Here is a 16,072-nt window from a genome sequence, read left to right on the forward strand (position 1 = left end):
ATATTGGCAGGACTTTCGATTTTACTGAACACTCTTCAACTGCTCTCAGAATATTCAATAGATGAACTGAATGAAATCGCAACAATTGCATTAGGTACCTAAAGATGTGTAGATACCTATGCCTTAAAGGAGAGGGCTAGGGAGAGGTTATGAAATTCAGCTATAATCCCTCAACCTCCCACACCGCAAATTTCTCTATGGATAATCTGATCAATTCCCCTGTCAAACACTGGTGTGAATTCGAATTCATCTCTAAAACGGTGAAAAATCCGAATATTCACATTAAGGGAAATTACAGTTATTACAGCGCTTATTGGGATCAGGGTTTTGAGCGTTGTGTGGTGCGTTATTTACATGAAAAACCTGCAACGCCAGAGAAGCCGATTGATCAGCTTTATATCGGCAATTTCGTCTGTTTTGGCGCTGAATGCGTGATTATGATGGGTGGCAACCAATTACACCGTACTGACTGGATTTCAGCTTTTCCGTTCGATACACGCAGTTTTGTCCCTGCTGGCAATACAGTTATTGGAGATGGCTGCTGGATTGGCTCACGCGCCATGATTATGCAGGGTGTGAAGCTAGGCGAAGGCGCAGTCGTTGCAACTGGTGCTGTGGTCACAAAAGATGTGCCACCTTATGCAGTTGTAGGTGGCATACCTGCCCAAATTATTAAATATCGCTTTCCTGAAGAAGATATCCAAAAACTGCTTTCACTTAAGTTGTATGATTTAGATGAAAAGCAGTTTTTAAAGATGCGTGAGCAGTTGCAGACGGATGATGTAGAAAAATTAGTACAATATTTTAATCTATTATAAATTAAAGCCCTTTATGGAATTGGTTTACGATTCAGTTCGATGATCGATTAAAAGATCATTTATAAAAAATGGAACTTACACAAAATAATTTACAGGCTCAATTCATTTTTAAAATCTTGAATCGTTTCTTTCTCAATATGATGACTATTAATCTTCTCCTCTATTTTTTCTTTTACTTTTTCTGTAATTTGGTCGCTTGCTAAATCATATAACTCTTTCCCCTCCTTATAAGTTTGCTGAGCAGCTTCACCTAAAGCACCCAAACCAATCATATGTAAGCCTGCACGAGCAGCAATCATAGGAATAATCGAAGCTAAAGAAATTAATACTGAAGCTGTCTTTGAATTAAAGTCTTCAATCTCTTCAGCATCGATTTCATTAGAGCCTTTAAAAGCTTGACTAATCTCTGCTGCAATTGTTAGAAAAGGATCATCAAGATAATCATTCGCAAAAGCATCCAAATAAATCACGTTATGCTGAGTATCATCTAAATACTTTGCCCAATGCCGTACAAACCACGTTTTACCTTCACCCCAACGTGCATCCAATGCCAATACAGCACCACACTGCAAACGATCAACATAATTTGTAAGCTGAATTCCTAAACGCTGTCTCTCCCAAAGATCGCCTTCCCACGCTTCTTCAATATTTTCAAAATTATCGCGTTGCCAATTCAATTGCTTTATTTCAGTCATTTCTAATTCATTATTAATAAGTTACTACACATATGATATGACAATTCTCAAAGGCAGTTTGCCTATTTTTTTACATATAATTTCAAATTAAAAATCTGCTTACAATTTCATCATACTTTAGTTTTAAACCCTCTAATTTCCCAACCAATCCATGTTAGATTAAATTATAAAATCTTTTGGGGAAGTAAAATATCCCTATGAAATTACTAGGTTTTGTTTTACCGGAAATACAACTAGCATCAAGTTTTAACCTGTTTTAATACACAATAAATCATAATGCTAAAAGCATCTATTTAAGTAATGATTATAAGGAGAAATTCCCCATGGCTTATCACAATATCCTTGTTCCAGTTGACGGTTCAGAAACTGCATATGCAGCGGTAGCAAAAGCAGTTGAGTTTGCTAAAGCATTTGGCAGTAAAGTTACAGTGGTTCAAGTTTTATCACTCGACCCTTATATCGCAGCGGAATATATCTCGGCCAATCAAACAAATGATTTAATTGAACGCGCTCGTACAGCAATTGTAGAGTCGCTTGAGGCTGCAAAAGCAAAGTTTCATGAACAAGGAGTTGAAGTAGAAACAAAACTACTGGAAGGACAAGTGGTTCATCGTGAAATTGTCAAAGCTGCAGAAGACAGTCATGCAGACCTGATTATCATTGGTTCTCATGGTCGTACCGGCTTCAAAAAACTATTCCTCGGCAGTGTCGCACAAAGCCTATTGGGTGAATCACATATTCCTGTACTTATTGTGCGTGAATAATTTCCCCTCGACCCTTTCCCATCTTTTTCTAAAGGTGGGAAATCACTAACTCCAGAGCATTTATTGCTGTTATCAATCATTCATCCATTGATATTGTTTTAAATTAATCTTATCTCCAATCACCATCACGCCTTCTTCCAATAATTTCAAGCGTTGAATATTGTCACCACGATCATCCAATTTACTTAGGCTAATTTTCCCTTGCGAATTTATCACTCGATGCCAAGGAATTTTTGCATCAGCATCCAGATGCTTTAAAACATAACCCACTAAACGCGCATGTTTCGGCAACCCTGCCATCTTTGCGATTTGTCCGTATGAAGCCACTTTTCCATAAGGAATGAGAGCAACCACCTGCAAGATTTGACGGGCTAATTCATCACTAGAAACACTGGAATATTGTGGCATAGATTATCCTTAAATCATCCAATTTAAACTTTCGAGCATAAAAAAGCCCTTTAAAAGGCTTCTTTTATTAGGGATTTACGATTAGAAATTATCTGGACTTTCTAAGCGTTTTACGACCTGTACCTTTTCCGGATTATGCATAACAGCAACCCCATCTTCAGCTTTTTCATCAATTAAGGCATCCGGGTTATAAACCGTAATGGTTTCATTACCATTGGCATCCTCACCGACAATATACTGGAAACCTTTCCGGTTCATTTTATGACACATGCGTTGATACCAACCTTTAAAACCCGTCGTCTCTTCATTCGGGTTGTAATAGAACGCATTCATTACAGCAGGCAAACCCAGCCCACAGACTACACCGGAAAGTAATACCGCAATAAAGGTATAACCAATTAAGATACTGCTATATTCACTCAGTTCAGGAACGTTCGCAACCGCCAAGATCAGGGCAAGTGAGATCCCTCCACGTACCCCGCCCCACGATAAAATGGTCAAACTGCCGTTATAACTTTTATTGCGAAAACTAGGGAAAAAGGCAAATGACAAATAGTTTGCAGCAAAGCGCGAAGCATGCAGAATAAAGAACGCGACGATACCTCCCAGAATCAAACTGATGCTTAAATCTAGAATAAACAGTTCCAGACCAATCAATGTAAACAGGAATGAATTGATAATGCCTTCAACGGTATGCCAAAAATGGTTTACTTCACGAATTTCACGTTCTTGTAAAATTTCTTTCCATTTGTTCCCGACCACCAAACCACCAATCACACAGGCAATAGGTGCAGACGCATGCGCAAATAAAGCCACTAAATATGAACCACAGGCCAATAATGCTGTGGTTAAGATTAAAGATTCCATTTCGTGTTTACCACGAAGCAATCTTAAAATACCCAGACCAAAGCCCCAACCAATGATGATTGCAACCACAATCTCATAGAGTAAGGTTTCTAAAGTACCAATAATGGTAAAGTGTTCGCCCTGTAATACATTCAGTAAGGTCATGAACACGGCGATACACATGGCATCATTAAACAGTGACTCGCCTTCGAGTTTCACAATCAGATGATGCGGTGCGCGTACCGAACTTAAAACAGCTTTCACCCCAATCGGGTCCGTTGCCCCAAGTGCAGCACCTAATAACAGCAAAACCAGTAAATCGACATGTTTGCCTATCAGGAATTGATATCCATATAAAGTCACGCCAAAAAAGACTGCACAAAGCACCAGCGCAATACTGGCCAAGATACTAATCGGCTTCCAGTGGCTTTTTAAATCGGACACTTTAAATTTTAAAGCGGAAGATGTCAGGATAAAGCAAATCACGCCATTAATTAAAAAGTCATAAAAATCAATATGACGAACCGCTTCTTCAATATTGTGAATGTTAATTGTTATAAACTGATTACCACTGAGTAAGCTCGCGCCCCATTGTAAAATAAAGACAAAGATCGCCGAGACAATCGGTACACCAATGGCTTGCGGGAACCCCAAAATCCGTTTATTAAAAATAGTCGTGGCAATAGAAAGTGCAAAAATGACAGTAAAGACCTGAAGAAAAAAGAAATTTCCCATTAAAGTTCCAATTTTAGCGATGCATTGGAATAAAGCGAATTCATCCAACTATTTCCAAGTAAAATATTTCATTAGATAGCATTTATTAACTGAATCAGTTTAACTATTTTTTGTAGAGCAAACAAAATAGTTAAGTTTTTTTACATATTTTTAGCAATGATTTAACATAGATAAACATCTAAGCATTTAGTGTAGCAACACTTTCTTTAATCTCCACATTAAGTTGAATTTATTCATGCATCAAACAGTTAAAACAATATTTCGACTTTTTTTTGCAGTTGTCATTTTTCTCATTACATTGGCTTTGTTTTTCAGTGCTTATTCAAAAAGCAAAGAAATTTTACAAGCCGATCAGCAATTCCAGCAAGCAAAACACATCTCACTCAAATCGACCGATCAAGAACAACTGGTTTTAGTGTCCAATAATAAGCGACCGGATCAAGCGATTTTTATTTTGATTGCCCAGAATGGTTATATTGCTAAATTAAACTGCGAGCATTATCTGCAAGATATTTGTACCGATGAATATAACCAGCTGCATACCAGACAAATCCAGCAGCTCGATTTGTTAAAAGTAGGTCAGCAGGATTATATTGAAAATATCCGTTATCAAGATAGTCGCTCTCATAAGCAGCAACAATGGTCTTATTCTACCCAACAAATTCAGCAGTTTTATCAGGCAGATATTGCCAGTTTAAAATATATTGTTTTTAGTATTGTTCTGTTTGCCCTTGCGGCACTTTACGTTTCCATTCGAATTATCCGCAATTTCAAAAAGTTTTTAACGCGCTAAAAAGCAAAATAAAAAGAGGATTTTAAATCCTCTTTTTATTCTATTTAAATGGCTTGATTGAAGGTATCGCAATCATTGATCTGGCCTGACTTCAAACCTGTTTGAAACCATTTCATGCGCTGCTCACTACTGCCATGGGTAAAGCTGTCTGGAACCACCTGTCCTGTCGAACGTTTCTGTAAATAGTCATCACCAATTTTATGCGCTGCATCCATCGCTTCTTCAATATCGCCTTGTTCCAAGAATTGGGTACGTTGCTGATTATGATGCGCCCAAATTCCTGCAAAGCAGTCCGCTTGTAATTCCTGACGTACAGAGAGTTGATTGCCTTGTACTGCACTGGATTGAGCACGGGCTTTTTGCACTTGATCTGAAATACCTAACAGCGTTTGCAGATGATGCCCTACTTCATGCGCAACCACATAGGCTTGAGCAAAATCACCTGCCTGATCTTGACGTGAAAGTTCGGTGCTGTTCTGCTCACCGGAAATACCCATTTGCTGACGCATATCTTTAAAGAAAGTCGTATCGATATACACTTTTTGATCTGCTGGACAATAAAAAGGACCCATCGCAGATTGTGCCGTACCACAGCCTGAATTCACCACGCCACTAAACATCACCAGTTTAGGGGCGACATACTGCGCGTCCAATTGCTGCTGGAATACTTGAGTCCAGGTATCTTCGGTATCAGCCAAAACCGTCCCGACAAAATCCATCGCTTCTTGCTGTTCCGGGGTGGGATTATCCAGACCTCTGGTTTCAGCCGGCTGTGATTGTAAAGTGACCTGCTTGGTTGCCTGATAGGCTTGCTGAGGATCAACACCAAAAAATTTCCAGGCAACAAAGGCAACGATAAGGCCTAAAATACTAATACCACCTGCTTTAGCTCCGGCTCCACCGCGGCGGTCTTCCACATTTGAACTTACACGACGTCCTTTCCAGCGCATAGTGATATTCCTTATAGTTGGCTTTTAGCTTATTTTAGCGAGCTTTTGTGATTATGCCTGTTTTGATTTCGGCCAAAACTTTTGAATACTTGTAACCACCAATAAAACCAATAAGCCCGCAACAAAACCAATGCCAAGATTGATTAAAGTTGGCGTCAATGCACCGATAATATTTCCAATGGCTGGAATGTGTTGCACTTGATCAACAGAATTTTCAGTTAAATGATGAAACCACGGAATGGTATGGGTAATAATCCCGCCACCGACCAGGAACATCGCAATGGTTCCGACAATGGTCAGGGTTTTCATCAGTTTTGGTGCAAAAGCCAGTAAACCCCGTCCAATGCTTTGCTTGAAACTTGATGCCTGCTCAGTTAAGTACAATCCCAGATCATCAATTTTGACAATCATGGCAACAAAACCATACACACCTACCGTCATTACCACTGCAATGGCTGAAAGTACCATGACTTTAGTAGCAAAAGCAGCAGTCGCCACTGTGCCCAAGGAAATGACCACAATTTCAGCAGACAAAATAAAGTCGGTACGAATCGCACCTTTGACTTTTTCTTTCTCGAACTTGGCTAAATCGGTTTCAATGGCGGTTAATTCCGCTTCAGCAGCCTCTTCGGTCTTGGCTTTTTTATGCTGCAAACTGTGCAGCACTTTTTCCACGCCTTCATAACATAGAAACAAACCACCAATCATCAATAACGGATTGATCAGCCACGGTGCGACCACACTAATCAGCAAGGCTAGAGGAACAAGAATCAGCTTATTAACGAAAGAACCTTTGGCAACGCCCCAAACCACAGGAAGTTCACGCTCCGCACGCACACCACTCACCTGTTGAGCATTGAGTGCCAGATCATCTCCCAATACCCCAGCAGTTTTTTTGGCTGCCATTTTACTCATGACAGCAACGTCGTCTAAAACGGTCGCAATATCATCTAATAATATTAACAAGCTACTCGCCATTCTTGTTTTCCTTAAAGTTTCTATCTTGCATTTTAAAGATAAATATTTAAAAAAACTGTATCAACTTCATTAAATTGTTCTTATTTTTTCTATGTTGTGTTTTCATTGTGCCTGACATTCAAAAACATTATGCCGTACAATAAGGCCATTCATCAGCATATACGTGTAGTACTAACTACTTTGGAATAGAGAGATAATGAGTAATCAAGACAATCGTCCTGTTATTTTGACTGGCGACCGCCCAACCGGACAACTTCATTTAGGTCATTTTGTGGGTTCTTTACGTTCACGCGTAGGTTTACAGGATTCTCACCATCAACATCTCCTTCTTGCTGATGCTCAAGCTTTAACAGATAACGCAGATAACTTCGAGAAAGTACGTCGCAATATTATTGAAGTGGCAACCGACTATTTAGCCGTGGGTATTGACCCAACCAAAACAACGATTTGTGTTCAGTCATGCTTGCCTGCATTGAATGAACTGACAATGTTGTATTTAAACTTTGTGACTGTGTCACGTTTAGAGCGTAACCCGACCATTAAATCTGAAATTCAGATGCGTGGTTTTGAACGTGATATTCCTGCTGGTTTCCTTTGCTACCCTGTAGCACAAGCCGCTGACATCACCGCTTTTAAAGCAACGGTTGTCCCTGTCGGTGAAGACCAGATTCCAATGATTGAACAAACCAACGAAATTGTACGTCGTTTAAACCGTCAAATTGGTCATGACTTGCTTCCAGAATGTAAAGCACTGCTTTCAAATGTAGGTCGTTTACCTGGTTTTGATGGTAAGGCAAAAATGTCTAAATCTTTAGGCAATACCATTGTGCTGGATGCTTCTGATAAAGACATCAAAAAAGCAGTCAATGCGATGTATACCGACCCGAACCATCTTCGTGTTGAAGATCCAGGTCAGGTTGAAGGTAACGTGGTATTTACTTATTTGGATGCTTTCGATACCAATAAAGAAGAACTTGAAGAGTTAAAAGCACATTATCGTCGTGGTGGTTTAGGTGATGGTACGGTAAAAAAACGTCTTGAAGGAATTTTAAAAGAATTGATTACGCCTATTCGCGAACGTCGTATGGAGCTTCAAAAAGATCCTGATTACATCATGGATATTTTAAAAACCGGCACCGATAAATGTCGCGATATTACCCAGCAAACCCTGGATGAAGTTAAAGCAGGATTAGGTGTTTTTCACTTCTAAAAGCACCTAAAACAGTAAAAGCCCTTTTTTAATAAAAGGGCTTTTTTATGCCAAAATAATGAGCAATAAATCACACTTACCAATCGTTATTAACCTGAATTAACACAACTTTACTCAAAGCCTCATGAAATGACTCATCATTCATTTTATTATACTCTCAATGCTTAGACCTCATTAGAGTTCTAACATTCTCCTTAACCGAAACTGTGCAAACAGATTCGTTGTTCTACGCAGTGGTCACCCCAATCATTGCGTATTTTTTTGTCTCAAATTTCTATAATTCCAATGAATATCATCATACTGATTAAGATTGGCATTTATTCTGTCTTTGAAATAAAAAAACCGCTCTAAAGCGGGTTTTTTATTTCAACACAACTTAGTTTTTATGACGCATATGCGGGAATAAAATCACGTCACGGATACTTGCTGCATCAGCAAATAACATCACTAAGCGGTCAATACCAATACCTTCACCCGCTGTTGGAGGAAGACCATATTCAAGTGCTTCAATGAAGTCCGCATCGTAATGCATCGCTTCATCATCACCGGCATCTTTCTCGGCAACTTGCGCTTGGAAACGTTCAGCCTGGTCAATCGGGTCATTTAATTCCGAGAAACCATTCGCCAATTCACGACCACCAATAAAGAACTCAAAACGGTCTGTAATGTGTGAATTGGTGTCATTGCGACGTGCAAGCGGTGAAGTTTCCGCCGGGTATTCTGTAATGAAAGTAGGTTGACGAAGTTTGGTCTCAACCGTTTCTTCAAATACGATGGTTTGAAGTTTGCCTAGACCAAAACCAGGTTTTACTTTTTCTTTCAATTCTTCCTGAATAAATTTAGCCAAGAATTCACGATCAGCCACATTTTCTGCTGTGAATTGTGGGTTATGTTCAAGAATCGCATCAACCATTGAGATTTTTTTGAATGGGCCTTTGAAGCTGAATACTTCACCTTGATAAGGCACATCTGTCGTACCCAAAATGTCGATCGCTAATTTTTCAAGCATATTTTCAGTCAAAGCCATCAAGTCTTTGTAATCGGCATAGGCTTGGTAGAATTCGATCATGGTGAATTCTGGGTTATGACGAGTCGAAACACCTTCATTACGGAAGTTACGGTTAATTTCGAATACACGTTCAAAACCACCCACAACCAAACGTTTTAAGTAAAGCTCAGGCGCAATACGTAAGAACAAAGGCATATCAAGCGCATTATGATGTGTTTCAAATGGACGCGCAGAAGCACCACCCGGAATCACATGCATCATTGGAGTTTCAACTTCCATGAAGCGTTCATTGGCTAAATACTCACGCATACCCGCAACCACTTTGGCACGAATTTCAAAAGTTTTACGTGTTTCGTCGTTCACCATCAAATCAAGATAGCGTTTACGATACTTCATTTCTGTATCGCTTAAACCATGGAATTTGTCTGGAAGTGGACGAAGTGATTTGGTTAAAAGCTCGAAATATTCGATATGAACATACAGATCGCCTTTACCCGAACGACCAATATAACCTTCAACCGCAATAATATCGCCAAGGTCTAAACCTTTAATGGTCGCCAGGACTTCTGGATCTAATTCTTTACGTGCAACATACAGTTGAATACGACCAGTCATGTCTTGAATCACGATGAATGAACCACGGTTCAACATCACACGACCAGCAACTTTTACATAAACCTTTTCACCAGCTTCAATTTCTTCTTTAGACTTATCAGCAAATTGTTCTTGTAAGTCTTGAGCGTAATGTTCACGCTTGAATGTGTTCGGCCAAGGGCTGGTTCCCTTTTCCTTAGCGTGTTTTTCAATATGCTTTAACTTGGCATGACGCTGTGCAATTAAATCGTTTTCGGAAATTTGTGGTTCAGAAGTCGATTGAGCGTTATGTTGCGTCATCTCTGCCTCGAATATGTGTAAAAAACGGAAGTTGCATAGGATAGCAGATTTAGCAAAAATTTCGTATGACTTATTGCCAAACAAAAGCATTGATTTGCTAAACAGCACTTTCTCTGATTTATATTTTAAGCTTCGGCTAATTGTTTGACAATCTCAAAGCCTTTTTTTAAGCCATTATTCACCAATTCTACATGTTGTTTGGAGGTTTCCAGTTCTACGCTCAGCTTGGTTGATCCATTTAAATCCTTAAGAACATACTTTTCTAAAACACCACTCCACTTTTTCACGTCTTCACTGTCTAAATCCTCAATTCCATCTTCCAGCATACCCAGGTGTTTAAAAGTCACGAGTTTAAATTCTTCGAGTTCGGTAATGGTCGAAATCATGCCATCGCCATTGGCATCGAGAAAAACAGTTTGTCCATTCACTTGCCAATCGGAATGCATAGATGAGCCCGGAGCAAAATATTGTGTCCATTCGGTATAAGTGTCTGGATCCCACAAAATCCGCCAAACCTTTTGTGGGGAAGCGTTAATCAAAATTTCATAATTTAAAATTTCCATAGGCTCACCCCGCTCAAATTCATCTTATAAATACCAAGCTATCCAAATTTATTTTTGCATGATACGCAGCTTTTGTTATTGCTTATGAGATAAACAATTTTATTCTTTTATCTCTATATTTTTAAACAATAATTTATTTTGTAAGTGGCTTTATTGGGTTTGCTTGAATTCATGCCTTAGACCAAAAGCTAACTTCCTTATTCCTCATAGTCACCTACAATAATTTGAGCAAAATGGTTGAAAAGGAAACTATTCAACTTTTTCCATCTTTGTGAAAAAAACAGTGTGAACTATAAAACAATGAATACATGCACTTCGAAAATCTTATTTTTACATGGATTAGATTCCTCTCGTGAATCCACTAACTTCCATGCCATTGATGCCAATCAAAAATATTGCATCGATATAGATTATCGCAATCTAAATTTTCAAACTGTCGCTGATTTTTATCGCGATATTATTGCCAAAATTAAACCTGAAATTCTAGTCGGACACAGCTTAGGCGCGTATTGGGCATTAAAAATGTCGGCCTTATGTAAAATTCCAACGGTGATTGCCAATCCAAGCTTAAGTCCAAATTTTCGTGAAGACTACCCTCCAATTAATGAAGAAGATCTGGAACATGACATTGCGCAAATTGCCTATTTAGAATTAGGCGATGAAATACTGGATATGTATGCCGTTCAAGAACAGCTCGAACCCTATATGATCGTTCAAGCCTTAGAAGGTGGACATCACCGTTTAGCCAGTCCAGAAAACATCAATGGTTTAATTCAACATATGCAAACGCATTTTCTAAAAAAATAAAAAAGCCTTGGTTTAACCAAGGCTTTTTTATTTCATGAAATCGATTAAGCGACTTCTTGTTCTGGCTGAGATTTATCATCCAACACAGACCAAATATCTAAACCTAAGTCACTGTGCAAATCAGGTAAATCAAGGAAAATGCTCGCTCCCAAAATTTCATGATTGCATTTGTCTACCAGCTGTTTCACCGCTTTTAAAGTACCGCCAGTTGCCAAAACATCATCCACAATAATAATTTTTTGTGCTTCGATATTCGCTGACATTTCCAAACGGTCCATACCATATTCCAGGCTATACCCTACACCCACAACCGGTGGTGGTAATTTCCCTGCTTTACGAACAAGTAATAAGCCTTTGCCCAAACGCTGAGCCAACAAACTTGCAAGTACAAAACCACGTGCTTCTACAGCAACAAAACTGTCTACTTGTTCCAGTTTTTCAGCAGGAATACTGGCAATTAAAGCATCGGTTAACGGCCCAATATTACTCATGAATAATGGGGTTAAATCGAAGAAGCAAATACCCGGTTTAGGGAAATCTTGGACAGTACGAATGTGAGACCACAAAGTTGTAGACAAATTGCTCATGGGAGAAAAGTAATTTAAAGGAGAATATATCAATTTTAACGCTTTATATCGTTCATGACCAGTAAATGAGCACACCTATAAGGTAGAAAAACAGGTTAGTAAATCATAAGTAATTGATTTAATTATGTTCATTTTTTAAATAAATATTAGATATAGATTTATCTGATCATAAACTAACAAACTCTGCTTATTTTTGCTCCCCGACCTTAGTCTAAACCTGACTTTTCAGCTGGATAAAGTCATTTCTTGTGCTTCTCAACCCAGCGCTAATTTATAGATATTTTAAAATTCAGATTCAGTTTAAATTGTGAGACAAAAATCATATTTACCTATTTTTATGCCAAGTTTTGTCCTGCTATGCAATTCTGGTTTCAAATTCACCAATTAAACTCGGATATTCGCTTTACATTAACGCTAGAACTGCGTAAAAATTTGACTGAATATGTACCTTGAAAGTCATATCACTAGAGTCATGCTGTGTATGGGATTTTACTGACTTCACTTTTTAAAAAGTCAGTGTTTTGGAGAGTCAAATGAAAAAGTATCAATGCATCGTTTGTGGATGGATTTATGACGAAGCTGAAGGTTGGCCACAAGATGGTATTGTCGCAGGTACAAAATGGGAAGATATCCCAGATGACTGGACCTGCCCGGACTGTGGTGTATCAAAAGTTGATTTTGAAATGGTTGAATTCTAACAATTGATACCAAAGACCATAATGAATGGTCTTTTTTTAGGTCTTATAGAAAACAGTTTGGAGAAAACTATGCATCCTATCGTCATCATTGGTTCGGGTATGGCAGGATATACTGCAGCGCGTGAGTTTCGTAAGCTAAATCCCGAGCATGAACTGGTCATGATTTGTGCAGATGATGCGGTAAACTATGCTAAACCCACGCTGTCTAATGCTTTAGCCGGAAAAAAAGCACCTGAGCAAATTGCTTTAGGTGATGCCAGCAAAATGAGTGATCAACTGAAGATGCGTATTGAAGCGCATACTTGGGTGAAAGAAATTCAAGCTGCCCAACATCAACTCGTTTTAGAGAAAGATGGACAACAAACGACTCAACCCTATTCAAAGCTGGTTCTAGCTGTGGGTGCAAATCCGGTTCGCTTAGCGATTGCCGGCGATGGCAGTGATGACATTCACGTGGTCAACAATTTGGATGACTACAAAGCCTTCCGTAAAAATCTGGATCAACATCATGATAAACGTGTGGTGATTCTGGGTGCAGGTCTGATTGGCTGTGAATTTGCCAATGACTTACAAAACACAGAACACCAAGTGACGGTGATTGATTTAGCTGCGCAACCTTTAGGGCGTCTTATTCCTGATTATGTTGCGGCTTCTTTCCAGGAAAAACTTGAAGACATTGGCATCCACTTTGTACTGGGTACAACCGTTGAAAAAGTGATTAAAGTTGAAAAGGGTGACTATCAGATTACTTTAGCCAATGGTCAATCTGTTATAGCGGATGTTGTACTTTCTGCGATTGGCTTACAGCCGAATTTAGAGTTGGCAAAAGCTGCTGATATTCACTGCAGTCGCGGTATTTTGACCAATGGTCATTTAGAAACCAATCAAGCCGATATCTATGCGATTGGTGACTGTGCAGAAGTGAACGGTTTGCTCTTGCCGTATGTCATGCCGATCATGCAGCAAGCACGTGCATTAGCGAAAACTTTAAATGGTGAACAAACGCATGTTCATTATCCAGCGATGCCTGTTGCCGTTAAAACTCCTGCTGCCCCCCTGACCGTACTTCCTGCACCAATGGGTGTGGATGTGACCTGGGATAGAGAAGAGCTTGAAGATGGCATGATTGCCAAAGCTTTAGATAGTCAAAATACCTTGCGTGGTTTTGTTCTATTAGGTGCTACTGCGGCAAAACAACGTTTAGCTCTAACTAAACTTGTACCTGACTTGATTCCTGCAGCAGTTTAAGGTTTTAATACAAAGGACATTTTTTCAACAGAATGTCCTTTTTTAGGAAAACAACAATGAATAGCGCACTCAATTTTACAGGCTCTCCCTATACTTCTTTCATGCACGAAACTAAAGTGACTTTAAGCAATGGAATAGAGCTGCATGTTGAAATGGGTGGAAATCCTGAACATCCTGCAATCATGCTGATTATGGGTTTAGGTGCACAGATGTTGTTTTGGCCCGATTTTTTCTGTAAATCACTGATTGACCAAGGTTATCGTGTCATTCGTTTTGATAACCGTGACATTGGATTGTCTTCAAAAATCCGTCATTCAGGTCCACGCCTCAATACCTTAAAACTGATGGGTCGCTTTGCTTTAGGCTTAGATAATCAAGGTGCGCCTTATGATTTATATGATATGGCTGAAGATGCCGCATTACTGATTGATCATCTGGGATTAGAGCAAGTTTCTGTGATTGGTGCTTCAATGGGTGGCATGATTGCACAGATTCTGGCAGCCCGACATCCTCAAAAAGTCAGCAATCTGGGGTTAATGTTTACCAGTAACAATCAGCCGTTATTACCACCGCCTTTTCCAAGACAGCTTTTAAGCCTGATCGGTCGACCTGAATCGACTGATGAAGAAGGCATTGTCAATCATAGCGTGAAAGTTTTTAACATTATTGGTTCACCTGGATATATCAACCAAATTGAGATTATTCAGACCGCACGTAAATTATATCAGCGAAGTTATTATCCAGCAGGTGTACTTCAACAATTTTTAGCAATATTATGTACCGGTTCTTTGCTACAATTGAGTAAGCAAATTCAGCAACCTACCCTTGTGGTACATGGCTCTCGTGATCGTTTACTGCCACCGAGTCATGGCAAAGCAGTTGCAAAGGCAATTACAGATGCTAAGTTTGAATTAATTGATGGAATGGGGCATGATATGCCTCCGCATTTTATTCCATATCTTAGCGGATTATTTGCTGATCACTTTAAATCAAAACATTAGGACACTATGGCTGCATTACCCTCTTTAAGACAGCTGTCATACCTCGTTACACTGTCTGAAACGCTACATTTTACTGAAGCTGCGCGCCGTTCATTTGTGACCCAATCGACTTTGTCAGGCGGGATCATGGAGTTAGAGCGTTTGTTAGGTGGAGTCCTCGTTGAACGCGACCGCCAAAATGTACGTTTAACTCCGCTAGGAGAACAGGTTGTTGCTCGAGCCCGTGTTTTATTGGCTGATGCTCAAGACTTGATGCGATTAAGTCGTGAGATGAGCGAGCCTTTAACTGGTGATTTACATTTAGGGATTATCCCCACCATTGCACCTTTCATTTTGTCGCAACTTTTAGATGAAGTGCATAAACAGCTTCCTAAAATTCAATTGCATTTACATGAAGCCCAAAGCGAAAAAATTGTCGAAAAACTAGAACACGGCAATCTGGACATGATCGTTTTGGCACTACCTTTTGACACTCGTGGTTTAAAAGTTGCTGAAATCGCTAAAGAAAATCTTTATTTAGTTCACCATAAAGCCGATCAAAATGCGCACAATGCCAAAGTTCTAGATGATTTAGATTTATCACGTTTAGTGTTACTTGAAGAAGGTCACTGTTTACGTAATCATGTTTTAAGTGCATGCCCAATTGGCGAACGTAAAAATGATCATCGTTTAAAAGCAAGTTCACTACCTACATTGGTTGAAATGGTCTCTGCTGATTTAGGCTTTACCCTGCTTCCTGAAATTGCAATTCATACCAATATGATTAAAGCGAACCCAGATTTAGTGGTTAAATCTATTGAAGCTGCACCAAGTCGCACGCTCGCTTTGGTCACGCGTAAGAGCACGCCATTGCAAAGTGAATTTGATGTGTTATTGCAAATCTTGCAAAAAATCACGCAAAATCTGCATTAAAAACAAGCCATATATTAAAAGGAGCAATTGCTCCACTGCTGTCCCACAATTTTTCATAAAAGGAGGCTCAATTGAGCTTCCTTTTGTTTTATCGGTATTTTATCGGGCATGAATAAAGCTTTTAAGGTTTTTCTCTCAAACAGATTTACTTGGATC

The 16,072-nt window shown here is 39.3% G+C and carries 17 protein-coding genes; 9 read left to right on the top strand and 8 right to left on the bottom strand.

Going from position 1 to position 16,072, the window contains the following annotated elements:
• The first annotated feature begins 197 nt into the window (after positions 1-197).
• The gene (locus tag HLH16_RS14205) at positions 198-818 is read left to right on the top strand and encodes a CatB-related O-acetyltransferase (RefSeq protein WP_171529843.1); all 621 of its coding nucleotides are present in this window, start codon (positions 198-200) and stop codon (positions 816-818) included.
• Positions 819-907: 89 nt separating this feature from the next.
• Here the strand turns inward: HLH16_RS14205 and HLH16_RS14210 are convergent, their stop codons facing one another.
• Positions 908-1,513, bottom strand: a complete 606-nt coding sequence (locus HLH16_RS14210) for a P-loop NTPase fold protein (protein ID WP_171529836.1) — start codon at positions 1,511-1,513, stop codon at positions 908-910.
• Between the two features lie 323 nt (positions 1,514-1,836).
• Between HLH16_RS14210 and HLH16_RS14215 the strand changes: the two genes are divergently transcribed.
• Entirely contained in the window at positions 1,837-2,277 is a 441-nt protein-coding gene (locus HLH16_RS14215; protein WP_131292175.1) for a universal stress protein, read from the top strand.
• Between the two features lie 72 nt (positions 2,278-2,349).
• On the opposite strand, the gene HLH16_RS14220 is transcribed toward HLH16_RS14215, so the two are convergent.
• Positions 2,350-2,685, bottom strand: coding sequence for an MGMT family protein (locus HLH16_RS14220; RefSeq protein WP_171529837.1), 336 nt, complete (start codon positions 2,683-2,685; stop codon positions 2,350-2,352).
• A gap of 81 nt (positions 2,686-2,766) precedes the next feature.
• Positions 2,767-4,266 carry a cation:proton antiporter gene (locus HLH16_RS14225; protein WP_171529838.1) on the bottom strand — a complete coding sequence of 500 codons (1,500 nt, stop codon included), beginning with the start codon at positions 4,264-4,266 and terminating at the stop codon, positions 2,767-2,769.
• Positions 4,267-4,501: 235 nt separating this feature from the next.
• Here HLH16_RS14225 and HLH16_RS14230 point away from each other — a divergent pair, with 235 nt between their 5' ends.
• Positions 4,502-5,059: a hypothetical protein gene (locus tag HLH16_RS14230; protein WP_171529839.1), complete on the top strand. Its 558-nt coding sequence runs from the start codon at positions 4,502-4,504 to the stop codon at positions 5,057-5,059.
• 44 nt (positions 5,060-5,103) lie between these two features.
• Here the strand turns inward: HLH16_RS14230 and ypfJ are convergent, their stop codons facing one another.
• Both ypfJ and HLH16_RS14240 read right to left on the bottom strand, forming a co-directional pair.
• The gene (ypfJ, locus tag HLH16_RS14235) at positions 5,104-6,009 is read right to left on the bottom strand and encodes a KPN_02809 family neutral zinc metallopeptidase (protein ID WP_171529840.1); all 906 of its coding nucleotides are present in this window, start codon (positions 6,007-6,009) and stop codon (positions 5,104-5,106) included.
• 51 nt (positions 6,010-6,060) lie between these two features.
• Positions 6,061-6,987, bottom strand: coding sequence for a DUF808 domain-containing protein (locus tag HLH16_RS14240; RefSeq protein ID WP_171529841.1), 927 nt, complete (start codon positions 6,985-6,987; stop codon positions 6,061-6,063).
• 196 nt (positions 6,988-7,183) lie between these two features.
• Here HLH16_RS14240 and trpS point away from each other — a divergent pair, with 196 nt between their 5' ends.
• A complete protein-coding gene (gene trpS, locus HLH16_RS14245; RefSeq protein WP_086193664.1) occupies positions 7,184-8,197 on the top strand; it encodes a tryptophan--tRNA ligase in 1,014 nt (337 codons plus the stop codon).
• 376 nt (positions 8,198-8,573) lie between these two features.
• On the opposite strand, the gene lysS is transcribed toward trpS, so the two are convergent.
• Positions 8,574-10,100, bottom strand: coding sequence for a lysine--tRNA ligase (lysS, locus tag HLH16_RS14250; RefSeq protein ID WP_171529842.1), 1,527 nt, complete (start codon positions 10,098-10,100; stop codon positions 8,574-8,576).
• A gap of 125 nt (positions 10,101-10,225) precedes the next feature.
• Entirely contained in the window at positions 10,226-10,663 is a 438-nt protein-coding gene (locus HLH16_RS14255; protein WP_131292189.1) for an SRPBCC family protein, read from the bottom strand.
• A gap of 300 nt (positions 10,664-10,963) precedes the next feature.
• On the opposite strand from HLH16_RS14255, the gene HLH16_RS14260 reads away from it, so the two are divergent.
• Positions 10,964-11,470: a YqiA/YcfP family alpha/beta fold hydrolase gene (locus HLH16_RS14260; protein WP_131292191.1), complete on the top strand. Its 507-nt coding sequence runs from the start codon at positions 10,964-10,966 to the stop codon at positions 11,468-11,470.
• Between the two features lie 44 nt (positions 11,471-11,514).
• On the opposite strand, the gene HLH16_RS14265 is transcribed toward HLH16_RS14260, so the two are convergent.
• Positions 11,515-12,057, bottom strand: a complete 543-nt coding sequence (locus HLH16_RS14265; RefSeq protein ID WP_131292193.1) for an adenine phosphoribosyltransferase — start codon at positions 12,055-12,057, stop codon at positions 11,515-11,517.
• A 533-nt stretch (positions 12,058-12,590) separates the two neighbouring features.
• Here HLH16_RS14265 and rubA point away from each other — a divergent pair.
• From rubA to oxyR, 4 genes are all read left to right on the top strand, one after another.
• Positions 12,591-12,755 (top strand): rubredoxin RubA, encoded by a 165-nt coding sequence (rubA, locus tag HLH16_RS14270; protein WP_067723781.1) that lies wholly within the window; start codon positions 12,591-12,593, stop codon positions 12,753-12,755.
• Between the two features lie 69 nt (positions 12,756-12,824).
• Positions 12,825-14,003 (top strand): NAD(P)/FAD-dependent oxidoreductase, encoded by a 1,179-nt coding sequence (locus HLH16_RS14275; RefSeq protein WP_131292195.1) that lies wholly within the window; start codon positions 12,825-12,827, stop codon positions 14,001-14,003.
• Between the two features lie 56 nt (positions 14,004-14,059).
• Positions 14,060-15,004: an esterase EstB gene (estB, locus tag HLH16_RS14280; protein WP_131292197.1), complete on the top strand. Its 945-nt coding sequence runs from the start codon at positions 14,060-14,062 to the stop codon at positions 15,002-15,004.
• Between the two features lie 6 nt (positions 15,005-15,010).
• Positions 15,011-15,916, top strand: coding sequence for a LysR family transcriptional regulator OxyR (gene oxyR, locus HLH16_RS14285; protein ID WP_131292199.1), 906 nt, complete (start codon positions 15,011-15,013; stop codon positions 15,914-15,916).
• The last annotated feature ends 156 nt before the right edge of the window (positions 15,917-16,072 follow it).

The sequence above is a fragment of the Acinetobacter sp. ANC 5378 genome (assembly GCF_013004315.1).
In the GTDB taxonomy this organism is placed as follows: Bacteria; Pseudomonadota; Gammaproteobacteria; order Pseudomonadales; family Moraxellaceae; genus Acinetobacter.